The sequence below is a fragment of the Geomonas limicola genome, assembly GCF_014193675.1.
In the GTDB taxonomy this organism is placed as follows: Bacteria; Desulfobacterota; Desulfuromonadia; order Geobacterales; family Geobacteraceae; genus Geomonas; species Geomonas limicola.
Genome location: NZ_BLXZ01000008.1, coordinates 181,418 through 197,891, shown reverse-complemented (window position 1 = coordinate 197,891; position 16,474 = coordinate 181,418). Strand labels below are relative to the sequence as shown.

Here is a 16,474-nt window from a genome sequence, read left to right as displayed (position 1 = left end):
TCGACGGCCTCGATTTGTGCTAGTTGGGATTGCGCTTGCTACAGTGCGTCACGCTCCGGGGCCCGAGTCGATCCAGTATATTCCTGCCAAAGAGAAATGGCCGGGGATCGCTCCCCGGCCACGTTGTGCTGCGGTGCTACCTGATTACTACCAGGCCTCGCCTCCGGTGCCGCCGCCGCTGTGCTCGCTGCAGGACGACTTGAAGTTGGCGCTGGAGAAGGTCGATCCCTTGATGTTCACCGTCGAGCTACCCCAGTTGGCGAAGTTGGAGCTGGAACCGTTACCGTTGGCCTTGTAGCGCAGCGGAGCCTTGGAGGTCTGCAAGAGGCGCGAGATCTTCCCACCGTGTGGCACCCTGATATGGCAGGAAACACAGGCCATGATGGTCGTGTTGCTGCCGTGCTGGCCGCCGGTCACGTTGCTCTGGGTGTGCCAGGCGTTGCCACCGGTGGTCGGGCGGATGGTGTGGCAGTTCATGCAGAACAGACCGTTGTTGGTGCCCTGGCCGGTGGTGTAGGTGGCAGGGGTGAACGGGGTGCCCGTGGTTCCGCCGTTACCGGCCGCGGTAGTGTACGGCCAAGCCTTGTTGGTCCCCGAGAGCATCCACTTGACGGACGAGCCGTGCGGACCCTTGGACGCCGTGGAGTCGGTGTTGTGGCAGTCGGTGCAGGTCATGATGTCGCCCGGCTTCCAGCCACCGGAGAGCCGTGCCGCGGTGAGCTGGTTAGCCGTAGTGAGTGCGGTCCCGATCGGGTGCCGCGAGGCGTTGTTCGGGTTGAACTCAACGGCAAGGTCGGTCCAGGTCAGGTTCTTGCCACCCATCTGGCCGGCACTGGTCATGTTCTTGAACCAGCCGGTAGCGCCCATCGCCTTGGTGTGACACTTGAAGCAGACCTGGTACTCCAGGGTCGCCGCGGGGAGTGCCGTGGTAGTGGTCTGGCCATAGGTGCTGGCGTTGGCACCCCAGGTGGTGGTCGGCGAAGCGGCACCCCAGGTGGTGACGGTGACGCCGGTTGCGCCCGTGAGGGAGCCGGCGATGGTGTTGGCCCTCAGACCGCGTGCAGTGGTCGGCTGGCTGGAGGAGTGGTTACCGAACTTGGCCGCGTGCGGGCTGTGGCAGTCCGCGCACTCCACGTGCCTGCTGGTTGAGATATCGGCCAGGGTCTCGTTGGCCTTGTGCAGGCCGCTGTACTTCGAGATCTTGTGGCGCGGGCTGCGGCCGGCAGAGGTGAAGGACTTGAAGGTATCCTCGGAGGCAGTCCTCATGGTGTTGGAGCCGAACCAGTCCTTGCCGTTGGTTTTCTTCAGCGTGCCGCCCAGGACGGTGTCGGTGGTCTGGCTGTGGCAGCGGAAGCACATGTACTGCTCGCGGTACTGGGCGTTGGTGCCGGTGCCCAGGTCGTCCAGGATGCTCACCGAGGCGCTGAAGTGCGGACCGAACTTGTTGGTCGAGGTCTGCTTGGTCTTGGTCTGCTCGTCGTTGTGGCACTTCACGCAGTTGGCTGCAAACTGCTGGGTGCCGAAGGCCGACATGGTGGTGTAGTTGTGCATACTCACGGCGAAGTTCGCCCCGGAGATGACCGGGGTGGTGGCGACGCCGCCCGCCGCCTGGTTGGTGGTATCCCTGGTGAGGGACGCGGTGTGGCAGGAGACGCAGATGCCGTAGGTGCCGGTCGCCAGGAAGTCCGTGTTGGTCGGGGTGGCCCCGGAGGTGTTGGCGATGTCGGTCCTCAGGTTGGCGGCCTTGGTGGTCACCGTGCCGCCGTTGTTGAAGTAGTTGTGGTCGGTATGGCACGACACGCAGTACACGTTGGTGGTGCTGGTCGGGTACGCGCCGGCGTTGGGTGCCTGGTCACCGATGTCGGTAGAGCCGGTACCCAGAACGTGATGGTAGCTCGAGGTGCGGCTTGCGCCGGTGATGCTCATGGCAGCCTGGTACTCGCTGTGGCAGCCGAAGCAGGCGTTGCCGCCGGCGGAGATGCCGCCGCCTACCGGGGTGAAGGCGTCGGAGCCGTGGGTGGATCCGGTGTGGCCGTGGCACGAGGTGCAGCGCGACCCGGAGTTGTGGGCATCGCCCGCAGTCTGGGTGTAGTGGCTGGTCGAAGTGTGGCAGACGTTGCAGATGCCGTTAAACGGCGTCGCGCTCTTCGCGTAGTCGGTGCCGGTCGGGGTAGCCGACAGGGTGAAGACCACGCCGGTGGCGGTCTGGGTCGTCGGCGCGCCGGTGGCGAGGTTCGAGACGCGGGCCGGGTTGTTGCGGATCATGTACTGGTTCGCGGTAGCCGCGGTGTTGAGCCCGGTGCCGTGCGGCTCGTGGCAATCCCAGCAGAACTGGCCGCCCGAGTTGGAGGCGCCATGCTTCGCGCCGTAGTGGTCGGCCTCGACCGCCTTGGAGGTGGTGCGTTTTTTCAGCGTGGTCCCCAGGGTGACGCCGGCGCCGGTTGCCGAGTGGCAGACCAGGCAGACCGCGTTGCGGCCGTAGCTCGCGGTGGAGTAGTTCCTCAGGCGGAACGGGTTGGTGGCGACGCTGTGGCCGACGGTGGAATCGTGGCAGAACTCGCACTGGTTGGTGACCGCGCCGAAGTTGGCGGCCGGGTTGGCGGAACCGGCATAGGTTCCGGTGGCCAGACCGTGGCCGTTGCCGGCCCAGGAGCCGGTACCGGTCATCTGGAACTTGGAGATGGTGCCGTTGTTCCAGAAGGTGGCGCCGAAATCGGCCACGCTTGCCGTCGCGCCGTTACCGTGGCAGTCCTGGCAGTTGAGGGTCGAACCCCAGACCACCGCGTTGCCGCCGTGGCAGCTCACGTTGTTGCAGGTACCGGTGGACTGCACCCAGGCGGCGGTCGCACCCGCCTTGGCGGCCGCGAAGAAGACGTTGGGGGTACGGTTCAGGTGGTAGGTGGCCGCGGTGTAGTCTTTGAAGCGGCCGCCCACGCTGGCGTTCACGGTCTTCACGTGGCAGGAGGCGCAGACCGTGGTGTCGGCGGCACCGGCGACGTGTTTCGCGTGGCTGTTGGCGGTGGTCGAGGGTACCGCGCCGCCGTTTGCGTAGTCGGGCGCACCGAGGGTGCTCGTGCGGCCGTGGCAGCCGTTGCAGCCCAGGGCCGCCGTGCCGCCCCAGGCCTTGGAGCCGGTCATGTTGACGAAGACCAGCGCGCCCGGGTTGCCGTTGGAGTGGCAGTAGACGTTGGAGCAGACCTTGGTGGTCGCGTTGTAGCGGGCGCTGCCGCCGGCCTTCACGCCGGAGTAGTCGACAAAGCCGTTGACGTGCTTGGTCTTGTCGGAGACGGTGGTATTGGCCGAGACGGTCTTCGCGTGGCAGTCCACGCAGTTAAAGCCGTTGTTGAGCCCGAGCGTGGTGTTGGTGGTCGGGTTCATGTGCCGGTCGTGGCGCGGGGAGAGCGTGCTCGCGGTGGCGCCGGTAAGCTTGGTGTCGTGGCAGGCAAGGCAGGTGGTGGTCGCCGTGCCGCTCCAGGAAGCGGTGGTCAGCGGCGCGCCGCCGCGGCCGTTCGAGTGGCAGTTGTTGGTGGAGCAGGAGCCGTTGGTGTACTTGAACCCCTTGGTGTCGGTGACCGAGGTGGTCCCCGCCGTGTACTGCACCGAGGTGATCGCCGTACCGCCGACCTGGGCCGCGGAGAGGGTGCTGGCCGCGCCGGTGGCATGCGAGGCGGTCGGGTGGCAGCTCTTGCAGGCGTAGATGTAGGTGCTCGCCGTGGAACGGCTGTTGCCGGTCATGGTCGTGAAGGCGGTGGCGGTCGCTACGTGGATGCCGTGGCCGGCGGTGGTGCCGCCGGAGAGGTCCGCGTTGCTCGCGCCGTGGCAGGAGGCGCAGGTCAAGGAGGCCCCGCCCCACTGGATCGCGGCGGTGCCGTGGCAGTAGGTGTTGGAGCAGCTCTTGCTCCCGACGGCGGCGTTGTAGGTCGCGGTCTTGTTGGCGCCGGAGAGGTTGAAGAAGACGTCTGCCGTCTTGTTCACGTGCACCGCGATCGTGGTGGCGCGGATCGTGGTGTTGTTCTTGGTGGTGCGCTCATGGCACTCGTTGCAGGTGATGTTGCTCCCTGAGACGTGCCGGGGATGACTGTTCGAGGTGGCGCTCCCCGGGGTGCCGGCGTTGGTGTAGTCGGGGGCACCGTTGGTGGTGGAGCGGCCGTGGCAGGCGTTGCAGGCCAGGGCGCCGCTCCCCCAGGTCGGGGTGGCGTAGCTCGATCCCGCGTAGCTCGCAGGAAGGCTCGCCGCGGCGACGTTCAGGTTACCCGAGGAGTGGCAGTAGTTGTTGGAGCAGGTACCGAACACCTGGGCCGCGCTCTGGCTGGGGAGGAAGTTCGCCCCGGTACCGGAGTAGCTGCCGGAAGCAAGACCGGCGGGATCGGTGAGGCTCACCTTGATCTTCGCGGCAACGGCGCTGGTGGCGTGGGCGAAGGGCTTCGCCTCACCAAGCCGGTTCGGGTGACACTTCACGCACTGGGCGGCACCGCTGAAGTAGGCGTCGTGGCGCACGTGGCTCCCGGCCGCACCGGTATTTCCGCCGGCAGGCGGCGCACCGTGGCAGCTCGCGCAGTCGGCCGGGGCACCGTAGGCGGCACTCCCCCAGGCCGGCGTGACGCGCTCGAAGTGGCAGTTCACGTTGGAGCAGGTCCCCAGCGGGTTGGGCGGCACCGAGGTCTGGTTGAAAAAGGTCCTGCTGTAGGCCCCGCCCAAGGGCGAGCTGTTGATGTTACCCTGCACCTGGATCAGCTTGTCCCGGTGTCCCGTTGAGGTAAGTGCCGGACCGTGGCACTTCACGCAGGTGGCGGCAGTCGCACCCGCGTGGGTCTGGTGGTTCCCCTTCACTGCGCCGGTGGCCGCGTCGCGCTTCCCCGAGGAAGAGTCGAGCGGCGGCATGGTGTGGCAGAAGGTGCAGTCGTAGGTATACTGCGGTGCGGCCTGTGCCGACGTGCCGAAGATGAGTGCCACCCCGAAGCTGAAAAGGGATGCAAGCACTCGCAGATTGGGCCAAACCACCTTATGGGAGCTCGTCATATTCTACTCCTTGTCTTGATAACATCTGACACTAGAAACACTAAACTTTAGATTCAACCGGAACTGCCCGATACCCGGGCGCGGATTTTTTTCACAGTCGGGAGCCCATCAGTCACGGACCGGGGCGCATATTCTCAAGGCTTTGCAGGGCACTGTCATAGGAAGATGCAATCACTGTCATAGTTTTTTGCTGTAACAGTACCGGTGGGGGACTGAGCCCCCACCGGTAAGGTGTATACCATTACTTCTTTCTAAGTAAAGCTAATAAAAACTATCGCTCGGTGCTCCACTTGGGAGTCGGTGCGAAGTGGCAGCTTACGTTGAAGCAGCTGCCGGTCTTGTTGGCCCCGCCGGAGACCAGCTTGGCCGAGGTGTAGGAAGCAAGGACGTCGTTCGAGAAGCGGTACTTCGGATCGATCTTGACCGAGACATTCTCGACGTGGCTTCTGGCCGGGATGACCTTGGCGTGGTTGGTGGCACCGCCCGCGTGGCAGGGGATGCAGTTCGCCCAGCCGTCGGAGGCCTTGGCACTTTTGGGGATGTGGCCGGCGACCACGTGGGCGCCGCCGCCGCCCGAGTAATCCTCGAAGCGGGCGCTGGACCAGCTACCCTGGACGCCGAAAGTGAAGGCGCTGAGGGTCTTCCTGGGGACCGGCGGGTAGCCGTGGCAGGAGTCGCAGGCGCGGTTCGGTTCGAACGCCGTGCCGCTTGCCGCGTTGTGCGCGTGGCAGTCGAGGCAGTTGGTCGTCGGGTGATTGGTCTCGTTGACACCCTTCTTGAAGTAGAGGGTTGCGGTGTGGCAGGCCTGGCAGACGCCGGTGCCCTGGGTGTTCACGAAGTCGGTCCCCGAGAAGCTCACCGCGGTGGCGTTCATGCTGGTTGCCACCATGTTGGCGTTGGCGGTGCCGTGGGCATCGTGGCAGGCGGCGCAGGTAGCGCCCGAGCCTACGTGGACCTGCATGTTCAGGTGCTGCGGGGTGACCTTCGCCGCGTTGTTGTGGCAGTAGTTGCACTCCTGGTTGGCGGCACCGGTGAGGCCGGCAAGCAGGCGGTTGTTGTCGCCCAGGACGCCGGAGATGTGGCTTCCGGTGTTGTCGTGGCAAGCGGTGCAGGCCTGCGCGATGCCGGTGCGGCCGTGCCCCTTGGTTGCGGCGAGGGTCTTGTCCGGTGCGGTCACGCCGCCGATGACGGAGAGCGCTCCGCCGGCGGTGGAGTGGCAGCTTTCGCAGGTGACGCGGCCGCCGGTCCAGGTGGTCGACTGCTGGTGACAGCCGGTGCAGGTCCCGACCTTGTTGAAGCCGGCGGCGAGCTGGACGGTGCCGTCCACGTGGGTTGCGGCGGTGTCGGTGGTGTAGATGTGGCAGACAGCGCAGCTGGTGGCCGAGCTGGCCGACATGGCCGGGCCGTAGGCTGCGGTGAAGTGCGCACCGTGGCCGTTGGTGGCGATCACGCCGCCGGTGGTGGAGAGCGCCGCGTGGCAGGAGCCGCAGGCACCGGAGGCGGTGTTGGTCCAGGACGGGGTCGAGGTGCCGTGGCAGGCCGCGGTGGCGCAGGTCTTGGCGGCTGCGGTGTAGGTGAAGCTGCCGGCCACCTCGACGATGCCATCGCCGTGCAGGGCGGGGTTCGCGATGGTGGTGGAGCCGGTCACGGTGGAGGAGTGGCAGGTGGCGCAGGCGTACCCTTTGCCCGAGACGTGCTTCGCGTGGGCATTGGTGGCAAGCGTCGTGGCGTCGCCGTGGCAGCCGGCGCAGCCCAAAGAGGCGCCCCAGGTGGCCGCGGCCACGTTGGCGATGATGCCGTTGCCGCTGTGGCAGCTTACGTTGGAGCAGGTCTTGCCCGAGACGGTGAAGCTCTTGCCGTTACCCGCCACCACGTCGATCGCGCTGTTGGTGTGGACGGTGGAGCCGGACTTGATGGAAAGGCCGTCCACGGTGGTGGTGGCGTGGCAGTTCTGGCAGTCGCTTGCTGCGGCCACGTGGTTTTTGTGGCTGTTGGCGCGTGCCACGCCGGAGCCGGCGTTGGTGTAGTTAGGCTCGCCGGCCACCGAGGTGAACGCCGGGGTCGCGTCGGAGCCGTGGCACCCTTTGCAGTCAAGTGTCTGGGTCTGGGTCCAGGTGACGGTCTTCTGGGTCCCCTTGCCGTCCGAGTGGCAGTAGGAGGTGGCGCAGGAGCCGGCCGAGACGGTCCCTACCCGGGCACCGGCCAGGTCAAGGGAGCCGTTGGCGTGCTTGGTGAAATCGGCGATGGCGGTGTTGGAGCTCACGGTGGCCGAGTGGCACTCGACGCAGCCGTAGTTGGAGCCCAGGACCGCCGCGTTGTTCACGTGCAGGGCGTGTTTCGCAGAGAGGGCGGTTGCCCCGGTCGAGGTGGCGGTGCCGTGGCACCCCGCGCAGTCCAGGGTGGCGCCCCAGGTCGCGGTGGTAAAGGTCCCCTTGCCGTTTGAGTGGCAGTAGACGGTGGAGCAGCTGGTTCCCGCGAAGCTACCACCGCCGGCGAACTGCACCTGGATGGCACGGCGACCGGCGCTCGAGGCGTGGGCGAACGGCTTGACCTCGACGGTGTGATCGGCGTGGCACTTGGCGCAGGAGGTCGTGCTGGTGCCGAAGTAGGCGGCGTGCTTGGAGCCGGTGACCGGGTGGTTGCCGGTGGCGGGTGCGTTGCCGTGGCACTGGCCGCAGTCGGCGGGGGACTGGAAGGCCACAGCGCCCCAGGCCGGGGTTGCTTTCAGGTTGCCTTTGCCGTCCGAGTGGCAGGCAACCGCCGAGCAGCTCCCGAGGGTAGCCGGAGGGACCGAGGTCTGGTTCAGGAAGACCCCGACCGCCTTGCGACTGTAGCCGATCGAGTCCGAGAGCTCGATCACCTTGTTGCGATGGCCGTTAGCGTAGCTCGTGACTCCGGTGCCGTGGCAGATCACGCAGCTGTTGACGCTCGCGCTGGCATGACCCTGGTGGTTGCCGGGGATCGCGCCGGTATAGGGGTTCTTCTTGGCGGTCCCCGAATCGAGCGGCGGCATCTGGTGGCAGGAAATACAGGACAGGCTGTATTGCGGCTGCGCCTGGGCGAGGCCGGCCCAGACCAGGGTGAGTCCCAGCGACAGCAGCGCAGCTGCCGCCCTGACTACCCCGAAGGCTCCTCTTCTACGGTTGTTCATCTACTCCTCCTTTGACTTTTACTGTGGGGGTGACTCCACTAAAGTTCGCTTCGTTGCGAGGCAATCGAATCATGTTTTCAATGTACAAAGAGGAGACCCCGCCGTCGCCGGCGGTCGAAACGTTCAGAGGTACCAGGGGGGACGCCAAGCCCCTCCAGTAGGGACCGGCGTACGTCGTCTCAAGGTGCTTCAGCACTTAGTCGCTGTGCCCCTCCCCACGTGCAGGAGGTGGCGAGTTGCTCGGTTTCCGATGGGCTCAGGGGCTCTTTTTCTCGAAACCTCGCCCTGACCCAGGGGTGACATGTCAACCTTCAGGATGTTGAAACTGCTCAGGAAATTGCCTTAAAGGACTGCAAAAAACCACCGGCGGGAAATAAAAAAAAGCCGGGGCCGCATATCGTCATTCCGATATTTCGGCATCCCGGCTGTCTTGGCTATGAAGACCCTAGGCTTTCCGTCCCACCCTCACGGATGGTTTAGTCTTATCGTGTATCGCTACACAGGACCTGGCGCGGTGCGGAGTGCGTCAGGCAAGTAAGGCGTGTTGTCCTTGCTCGTGGCGTTGGCTACATAAGCTCGGGCACTTCCTCCTGAATCGTGATACGGCTCCAGGTGGTGCTCACCTGGGCCAAGGTTCGTCGAAATCGTTTCAGCTCTTCGGGGAGGCATCAGGTACCGTCCGTTGCCGGCCGGTGGTTCGGTAGGAACCTCTCCGTGGGGGTGCGTCGGCTTTTCGTCCCCGTGCGGACACGAAAAAGCCGGGTGCTTTATATCAGTGATGATATTTCGGCATCCCGGCTGTCTTTGCTAAAAGACCCTAGGCTTTCCGCCCCACCCTCACGGATGGTTTAGTCTTGTCGTGTATCGGCTTTCAAAATGTTGCGCGATGCTAAAGAAAATACAAAAAACGTTTTATCGCTGCAACGTTTTTTAAATTATATTTTTTTAATCTTCAAAATCCCGGTTCCAGGTGAAGCTACCGAAGTATCGGCCCTTTTGGGTCCGCTTGACCCGTTGCAGGCCGTGTGTATACTGCAAGGAATTAACCAAACCCTACAGAAGGTGACTTTTTCTTTCCCGCCCTCGCTGGTGCTAAACACCGCGTTTGCTGACGATCCTCCTCCTAAGCTGGTGAGATTCCTCTGTAGCAGCCGCGCGTCCCTCGTCTGCCGGAGCAGTCCCGACAGGAAGGCATCCAAGTACTGACTGGTACGTTAAGGCTACGCGGGGGAGCTGCCACCACCCGGCGATATGGCCGAATTTGGCCGTCATTTCACCGACTCACGCCATTTCACCGACTCTCCTCCAGATACTCGCTGTCGCTGTTCACACTCCAGAGGTCGTGCCGCTCCCCGAAGATGTTGCGTACCGCCAGTTGCGCGGCCAGCATCGAGTGGTCCATGTTGTTGTACTTGTGCATCCCGTTGCGCCCCACCGGCTGCAGATTCTCGAACCCCTCCAGGTACCCCTGCAGCACCTCCAGCGCCTCCAGGGACCCGGCGTCGTACATCGGGTAGGCCTTGGGCATGCGCACCACCCGGCCGTCGCGCACCAGAGCCGGGTCGACCAGCCCGATGGCTGCGACTTCACGCCGGGCCAGTTCGACAAGCACCCCGTCCGGCAGGCTCCAGAGGTCGTCGTCCTCGAAGCAGAAGTACTCGAGCCCCAGGCAGCTCTGCTGCGGGTCGGGGACCAGGTCCGGGCTCCAGTTCTTGAAGTTCTGGATCCGCCCGACCCGGACGCTGTCGTCGTGGATGTAGATCCAGTTGTCCGGGAAGATCTCCGGGTTCTCCACGATGAGGGCCACCACCAAGAAGTCGCGGTAGCGCAGTCGTGCAGCGGCGGCGCGCACCTCGGAGGGGGGTGGCGGGGAGAGCGCCTGCACCAGGTCCCGAAGCGGCATGGTGGAGATGACCCGGGAGGCCGACAGCCGCACCTGCCGCCCGTCCTTAACTACCTCGACCGCCTCGACGCGCCCCCCCTCGTGAAAGATCCGGGTCACCCGGCTCTCTAGCTGGAGTTTCCCCCCCAGGGCCCGGCAGGCCTCGGCGAGCGCCTCCCACATCATGCCGGGTCCCAGCCGGGGGTAGTCGAAGCGCTCGGTGAGCGTCTTCAGGGCGCTCCCCCTGCCGGGGGCCACGCCGGGGAACATGTTCAAGAGCGCGGTCCGGACCGAAAGCCCCCGGATGCGCTGGGCGGCCCACTGGGCACTCAGCTCCCGGCAGGAGATCCCCCAGACCTTCTCGGTGTAGGCCCGGAAGAAGGTCTCGTAGAGGCGCCGGCCGAAACGGTTGCTCACCCACTCCTCGAAGCTCACCTCGGGCCGGATCGGGAAGAGCTTGCGCCACAGGTAGCTCACGAGGATGCGCAGGCTCTCCAGAAGTCCCAGGTTCCCCAGGGTATCCAGGGGCTTCAGGGGATAGGCGAAGAACCGGCCCTGGTAGTAGATGCGCGACAGCCGGGGGCGGGAGAGCAGGTCCGGTCCCAAAAGCTGGTGCCAGAGTTCGGCCACGGAGGGGACCTTGGTGAAGAACCGGTGTCCGCCGATGTCGAAGCGGAACCCGCGGTACTCCACGGTGCGCGCAAGCCCCCCCACCAGGTCGTCCGCCTCCACGACCAGCACCGGCACACTGCGGCGGGCCAGCTCATAGGCCGCGGTGAGCCCCGCGGGGCCGGCGCCAATCACCAGGACCGGCTCCTCCGCGCGTTCTCCGGCCTGGCTATGTGGGTCTGTTGCAGCGTGCATGACACCTCGTGAAACTCTCGGAAACGGGGTAAGCGGCAAGCCGCGCCTCCTGCGGAGGGCCAACGCCAGCCACCCGTTGCGCGACGCTGCCGGTCAAGCCGCCCAGGGCAGCAGCAGGGCCGGGCTCACCGGGCGCCCGGGAGCATCCGGCGCACCAGCCCGCGCCAGCGCACCCGCGCCGTCTCCAGGAGAAACGCCGCCTGGTTCCGCGCCGTCAGGGAGACGTTGTAGGTGCAGGTGTAGAAGCAGGGGGTCTCCAGTGAGCAGACCCGAACCGCCTCTCTCTGGGCCTCGAGCCGCTGCCAGAGGGTAGCGATCCCCTCCCGGCGCAGGTCCCCGACCCCCTCGCGGTCCAGGCAGACCGCCACCTGGCCGTCGGCGTTCAGGTCGAGGTAGAGTCGCCCGGCGTCGCAGGGTCCCACCGGCTTTCCCAGCACGTAGTCCGCGGCGCGCTCGTAGAAGCCGCTGTACTCCCAAAGCGGCTCCCCGGCCCGGCGCAGGCGCGCCAGTTCTTTAAAGATGCCGGCCATCTCCCGGCGCTCCTCGGGGGTCGCCAGGAACTCGGGGTCCGAGTGCCGGTGGAAGAAACCGTCCCCCTGGTTCACCGGGAAGACCGACAGGTGGATGCCGCGCTCCCGCGCGAAGGCGAGGAAATCCCAGGTCTCCCTGTAGTTGAGCCGGTTCATGACCAGGTTGATCTTGACCGGTGCGGGGATCCTGGCCGCAAGTAAAAGCTCCAGGTTTTCGAGTGCCTTGGGGAGCAGGTCGCGCCCCCGCAGGAAGGCGTAGCGCTCCCGGTCGAGCGAGTCCAGGCTGAAGGCCACCTGCAAAAGCCCCCGGGCCTCCCTGAGTTTTTCGATCCCCTCGGGGGTCAGGAGCGTCCCGTTGGTCGCGGTGGTGTAGAGAAAGCCGAGCCGGTCCAGCAGGGCGAAGATCTGGTAGATGTCCTTCCTGAGAAACGGCTCGCCCCCCGAGATCTCGGCAACCTCGAGGCCGAAGCGCTTCAGGTCGGCGAAGATCGGGGCAAGCTCCTCGACGGTGAGCATCTCGCCGTCGCGGCGCCAGACGGCGCACATGGGGCAGGCCTGGTTGCAGGCGTTGAGCGAGTTGTAGCTCACGAAGGTGGGGAGCCCGCGGCGCATGCGCCAGAAGACCCGCACCAGCCGCACGAGGTTCGCAGGGTTCATGACGGCCGCCCCTTTAAAAGCCGGCCCCGGCGGGACGCGTCCCCCGCCACCTGGTTACTTGAAGTATTCCGCATGGATCGATGACTCAAAAAGCGGCGTCAGGAACAAGGAGACCAGGGTCAGCGCGAAACAGACCACGAAGAGCCAGGAGGCCCGCTCCCCCTGCCAGGAGAAAAAGCGCCTGAGGTGCAGGTAGATGCCGAAGACCGCCCAGGTCACCAGGCTCCAGGTCTGCACCGGGTCCCAGTTCCAGAAGGTCCCCCAGGACTGGTAGGCCCAGATGGAGCCCGCCAACATCCCGATGGCCCAGAAGGTGAACCCAAGGCCTGCGAAGCGGTAGGCGTAGCTGTCGATGCCCGGGAGGTCAGGGAGGCTCCGGGAGAGCTTCTGGAGACGGCCGCGCCGGATCAGGAGGTAGAAGAGCGAAAAGGCAAAGGCGATGATGATGGCCGAGAAGGCGATCTTGTAGAAGATGATGTGCAACACGAGCCAGACGCTCCGGAAGGTGGGGGGGAGCGTCTTCATCTCGGGGCTGAAGAAGAGCCCCAGGGCCACCAGGATGAAACTCGCCGGCAGTACCACCACCCCGGCCGTCACCAGGCGGGGAAAGGGGATGCTGAAGAGGAGAAAGGCGGCCAAAAGGATCCAGGCATTGGAGGAGAGCACCTCGAAGCGGTCGATGTAGGGGCCGTGCCCCACCATGCGCCACCAGATCAAAAGCCCCGCCCCGTGCAGCACCAGGCCCGGAACGGCAACCCAGAGTCCCCGGCGGGCGAGCTGCGGCTTCTGGAAGTACTGCCCGACCACCACCATAATGGTGGCCACGACGTAGAGGATGACGGCACCCCAGTGGATGCCGGTGACCAGTGCAAACGATCCTTTCATGGTTGTCCCTCGCTGGTAGTTCGCGGTGCGCCGACTATCGCGTCGAATTCCTCGCGGTAGATCTGGGCGAAGCGGCGTGCCGAGTGCTTAAGGTAGAGCTCCCCGTCCCCCTCCCGAACCAGGATCTCACGGGGTACCAGGCAGTAGGAGAAGAGCACGCCGAACAGGATGACGGCAAAGCCGGCGAAGATACCGAAGGTACCGCGGCTGCCGTCCAACAGGATATCGGTCCACCAGGCGTCGCGCGCCAGGCGCAGCACCAGGGGGCCCAGGCTGCCGCTCTCCCCCGGCTTCAGGGCGGTCTCGCCCAGAAGCTCCTTGTCGCGGTACAGGCGCAGGAAAAGCGGCGACGGGGTGAGCTGCATCCCCTTTTTCTCGGGGTCGGCGTAGAACTTCCCCTTCAGGACGAGCCCCTCCTCCTTGAGGGGCACCTCGCCGTACCCCGCCAGGTCGCGCCGCTGCGGGTACGGGATCGTCAGGCGCTCCCGGGCTCGCCCCTGTCGGTAGGGGGAGTCGAATTCGAGCACAAAGGCCCTGCCGAAGGAGTTCACCTGGTACACCACGAAGGGGTCGTACCAGGACTTGTCGCTCAGGGCCACCTGCACCCGCTGGGGGGCACCGCCCGGTTCCTTCTGGAACGAGAGCCGCGAGCCGAGCGCGGCGAGCTTGTCGTTGGGGTAGAAGGCGGGCTGCACCTCTTCGAGGGTGATCCCGGCGGGGAGCGGCCGGCGAAAGCGCAGCGCTCCCAGCATCTCGGCCGAGTTCTCCGCGCCGGGCACCACGGTCTCCCCGCTCACCAGCCGGAGGAAAACCCGGTGCTGGGTCACCACGTACATGAGCGAGAAGATGACCGCGATGACCAGCCCGAGGTGCAACAGGAAGTTCCCCCAGTACCCCATCCGGTGCTTGACGAACCGGTGCAGCTTTCCGGTGCTGCCGCACAGGCGGTAGCCGGCGGCGTCAAGCCGCGGGGCGAAACCGGCCAGGTCTCCTGCCACGCGCACGCCGTCGGGGAGCGCATCGGGACTCGGGGAACGTTTCAGTTGGGCAACGACGGCGGTGTACTGGTTATAGGTGGACAGCAAGAGCGAGAGGCCGAACACCGCGATGAGCAGCATGAACCACCAACTCCCCACCACGTTGTCGAGGCCGATGAAGCCGGCGGCCTCCCTGAGCGGTTCGGGGAGCCTTTCCAGCCAGGCCGGAACCTTGCTCCCCGCGTTCTCGCGCTGGGGGACCAACACGGCCGTCAAGAGCGCCAGGGTGACGGCGGCCAAGAGCGTGAGGACGGTCTTTCGGGAGGTGAGGAAGTTGAGGGCTTTCATGGCTTCGAGTTCCCGAAGTGCCGGGGCGGCAACCCCATGGCGGCGCCGGGCGAGAGCCCCTTACCGGCCGCATCGGCTTCCCGTTCTTTCATCTCCACCAGGTACTTGTCGACGAAGTGCTCTTTCAGGACCGGGATGCGCATCCCCTTGCCGATGGCGAGCAGGTAGAGCGGGGCCGCCACCAGGGCGACCGCGGCAAGGTAGGCCCCCAGCGCGAGTCTGGGGCGGGGGAGGCGTTCCGTGACGCTCCAAACGAGCCCGGCCACCAGCATTACCGCATAGGGGAGTACCGAAAGTGCCGTGTTCATCCAGATGGGGCGCCAGGTGGCAGCCAGCGGCAGGTAGGCTACCAGGAACAGCCCGGCCAGGTACAGGCGCCCCTCGTCGCGCTCCCGGACCCCGCGCCTTAGCGTGATGAACAGCGCCGGCAGTACCAGGAGCCAGACCAGCGGGTTCGCGTAACCGAGGACCACCGTGGTCCCCTCCTCGATGCTTGGATGCTCGACCGCCGGGTCCAGGATGTCGATGTTTACGAAGGGGTCGACGAACACCGAGGGGGTGACGAACCACTTCCAGGCCCGGTTGTCCGTGTCGTGCCAGGGCTTGGGCCGGTAGCCCACGTGCTGCGAGGTTTCCAGGAGCATGCTGCGCTGCAGGTCGCCCCACTCGGCAAGCGAGTAGCCGCGGCTAAACCAGGGGAGGAAGGTCAGCAGGTAAACCAGCACCGGCACGAGCAACAGGAGGACGGCAAGCTGGAACCAACCGGCCAGCAGGCGCCTCAGGTCTCCCCGGCTCTCCCTCGCCTGCAGCCAGGCCAATAGTGCCAGGGTCGCCGCCAGGGGCAGCAGCGAACTGAGTTTGGAGGCAAGCCCCAGGCCGAACAGGACGCCGCTCCCCAGGAGCCAGAGGTGGTTGCCGGAATCCCGGAAACGGTAGCACAGCAGGATCGCCGCCAGCGGGAAAAAGGCGAGGTAGATGTCGTTGATCCCCTGGCGGGTGAACTCGATGACCAGGGCGTCAAGGGTCCAGAGGAAGGCGGCGAGGAGGGCGATGCGGCCGTTACCGAAGATGCGCCGGGCCACCAGGCCGACCAGCGGGGTGCACAGGATCCCCAGGACGAGGCTTACCCCCTTGACCCCCGCAACGCCGGAGCCGAAGAGCCTGAGCGTCCCGTAGACCAGGATGTTGCGCAGGCAGGGGTGGTTCCACATGGTGGGGCCCAGCTGACCGTTCTCCAGGTAATTGATGGCGCTCAGGGCCACCGACATGTCGTCGACGGAGACCGGCTGGCTGCCGATCAGCGCCAGGTTGAGCACGACGGAGAGTCCGGTGATCAGGATGAGCCCGAGTGCAAAGCGGCGGGTGGCGAGCGGGTTCGTCATGGCGTGGACCGGGAGCCCGTGCCGGCAACTGCCGGGGCTCCCCCTCCGGGTGTGGCGCCGATCAGCCGGGCGAAGCGGTTCAGCTCGGCGGCCGCGCGGGGCCCGAGGCCCTGGCTCTCGGTCTCGGCACAGAGAACCACGCAGTCGGAGCGCAGGCCGGCCGTGCTCAGCTGCCGGTAAAGCTCATCCGCCGTGGCGGCGGAAAAGTAGGACGCCCCCACGTAGAGGAGCACCGGCTCACCGGGGGCACGCAATCTGGCGGCGGTGCTGAAGCGTCGGGGGTATCCCTCGCGGGGGAAGTAGACCTCGCCGTCGAGGATGCGGTGGTCCTTCGCCTTCAGTGCGGCCTGGCGCTGGCGGGCGAATTCCTCCTCGGGGAGCACGGCCACGATGCTGCGGGCAATGCCGTTTAGGGCGGCGACGTAGAGAAAGCTGAGCCGGTCCAGGCTGTCCTTCTCGAAGACCTGGGCGGTGTTGAAAAGTTCAAGGGGGTAGGCGCGGTACATCTGTTCGGGGAGCCGCTCGCCGGGGACGAAGGAGGGCCAGTTCCCCGAGACGAAGACCACGGTGCGGCCGCGGTAGCCGGCCTCTTTCCAGAGCGCATAGGCGTCGGTGGGGTTTTGTAACAGGTGCGTGACCGCGCGCGCCCGGCCGATGCTCCCCGCCGGGCCGGCGTGGCGCGTGGACACCCCGTAGGCGTTGAGCCCGTACAGCGCAAGCACGAAGAGGACGACCAGCGACAGGCAAGCCGTCAGGCTGAGTTTGGTTGGTTGCGGCAT

8 protein-coding genes and 2 riboswitches are annotated in these 16,474 nt (G+C 65.9%); all 8 genes read right to left on the bottom strand.

Annotated features, from left to right (window positions below; genetic code table 11):
* Window positions 1-147 precede the first annotated feature (147 nt).
* On the bottom strand, window positions 148-4,980 hold the full coding sequence (locus H7688_RS18505) for a CxxxxCH/CxxCH domain c-type cytochrome (protein WP_183362695.1): 4,833 nt from the start codon (window positions 4,978-4,980) through the stop codon (window positions 148-150).
* A 310-nt stretch (window positions 4,981-5,290) separates the two neighbouring features.
* Window positions 5,291-8,170, bottom strand: a complete 2,880-nt coding sequence (locus tag H7688_RS18500; protein ID WP_183362694.1) for a CxxxxCH/CxxCH domain c-type cytochrome — start codon at window positions 8,168-8,170, stop codon at window positions 5,291-5,293.
* A 412-nt stretch (window positions 8,171-8,582) separates the two neighbouring features.
* Window positions 8,583-8,661, bottom strand: a riboswitch (cyclic di-GMP riboswitch).
* Between the two features lie 294 nt (window positions 8,662-8,955).
* Window positions 8,956-9,033: riboswitch (cyclic di-GMP riboswitch) on the bottom strand.
* Window positions 9,034-9,461: 428 nt separating this feature from the next.
* Entirely contained in the window at window positions 9,462-10,916 is a 1,455-nt protein-coding gene (locus H7688_RS18495; protein WP_183362693.1) for an NAD(P)/FAD-dependent oxidoreductase, read from the bottom strand.
* A 125-nt stretch (window positions 10,917-11,041) separates the two neighbouring features.
* A complete protein-coding gene (locus H7688_RS18490; protein WP_183362692.1) occupies window positions 11,042-12,103 on the bottom strand; it encodes a radical SAM protein in 1,062 nt (353 codons plus the stop codon).
* A gap of 54 nt (window positions 12,104-12,157) precedes the next feature.
* Complete coding sequence (locus H7688_RS18485; RefSeq protein WP_183362691.1) at window positions 12,158-12,988, bottom strand: cytochrome c biogenesis protein; 831 nt, start codon at window positions 12,986-12,988, stop codon at window positions 12,158-12,160.
* A complete protein-coding gene (locus tag H7688_RS18480) occupies window positions 12,985-14,313 on the bottom strand; it encodes a cytochrome c biogenesis ResB family protein (protein WP_183362690.1) in 1,329 nt (442 codons plus the stop codon). The genes H7688_RS18485 and H7688_RS18480 overlap by 4 nt, the downstream gene beginning before the upstream one ends.
* Entirely contained in the window at window positions 14,310-15,695 is a 1,386-nt protein-coding gene (locus H7688_RS18475) for a glycosyltransferase family 39 protein (protein ID WP_183362689.1), read from the bottom strand. The genes H7688_RS18480 and H7688_RS18475 overlap by 4 nt, the downstream gene beginning before the upstream one ends.
* The gene (locus tag H7688_RS18470) at window positions 15,692-16,474 is read right to left on the bottom strand and encodes a hypothetical protein (RefSeq protein ID WP_183362688.1); all 783 of its coding nucleotides are present in this window, start codon (window positions 16,472-16,474) and stop codon (window positions 15,692-15,694) included. The genes H7688_RS18475 and H7688_RS18470 overlap by 4 nt, the downstream gene beginning before the upstream one ends.

Excerpts from the sequence above, each read along its gene's own strand:
- H7688_RS18500 (WP_183362694.1), bottom strand. The coding sequence starts at position 8,170 with ATGAACAACCGTAGAAGAGGAGCCTTCGGGGTAGTCAGGGCGGCAGCT.
- H7688_RS18495 (WP_183362693.1), bottom strand. The coding sequence starts at position 10,916 with ATGCACGCTGCAACAGACCCACATAGCCAGGCCGGAGAACGCGCGGAG.
- H7688_RS18490 (WP_183362692.1), bottom strand. The coding sequence starts at position 12,103 with ATGAACCCTGCGAACCTCGTGCGGCTGGTGCGGGTCTTCTGGCGCATG.
- H7688_RS18485 (WP_183362691.1), bottom strand. The coding sequence starts at position 12,988 with ATGAAAGGATCGTTTGCACTGGTCACCGGCATCCACTGGGGTGCCGTC.
- H7688_RS18480 (WP_183362690.1), bottom strand. The coding sequence starts at position 14,313 with ATGAAAGCCCTCAACTTCCTCACCTCCCGAAAGACCGTCCTCACGCTC.
- H7688_RS18475 (WP_183362689.1), bottom strand. The coding sequence starts at position 15,695 with ATGACGAACCCGCTCGCCACCCGCCGCTTTGCACTCGGGCTCATCCTG.
- H7688_RS18470 (WP_183362688.1), bottom strand. The coding sequence starts at position 16,474 with ATGCCGCAACCAACCAAACTCAGCCTGACGGCTTGCCTGTCGCTGGTC.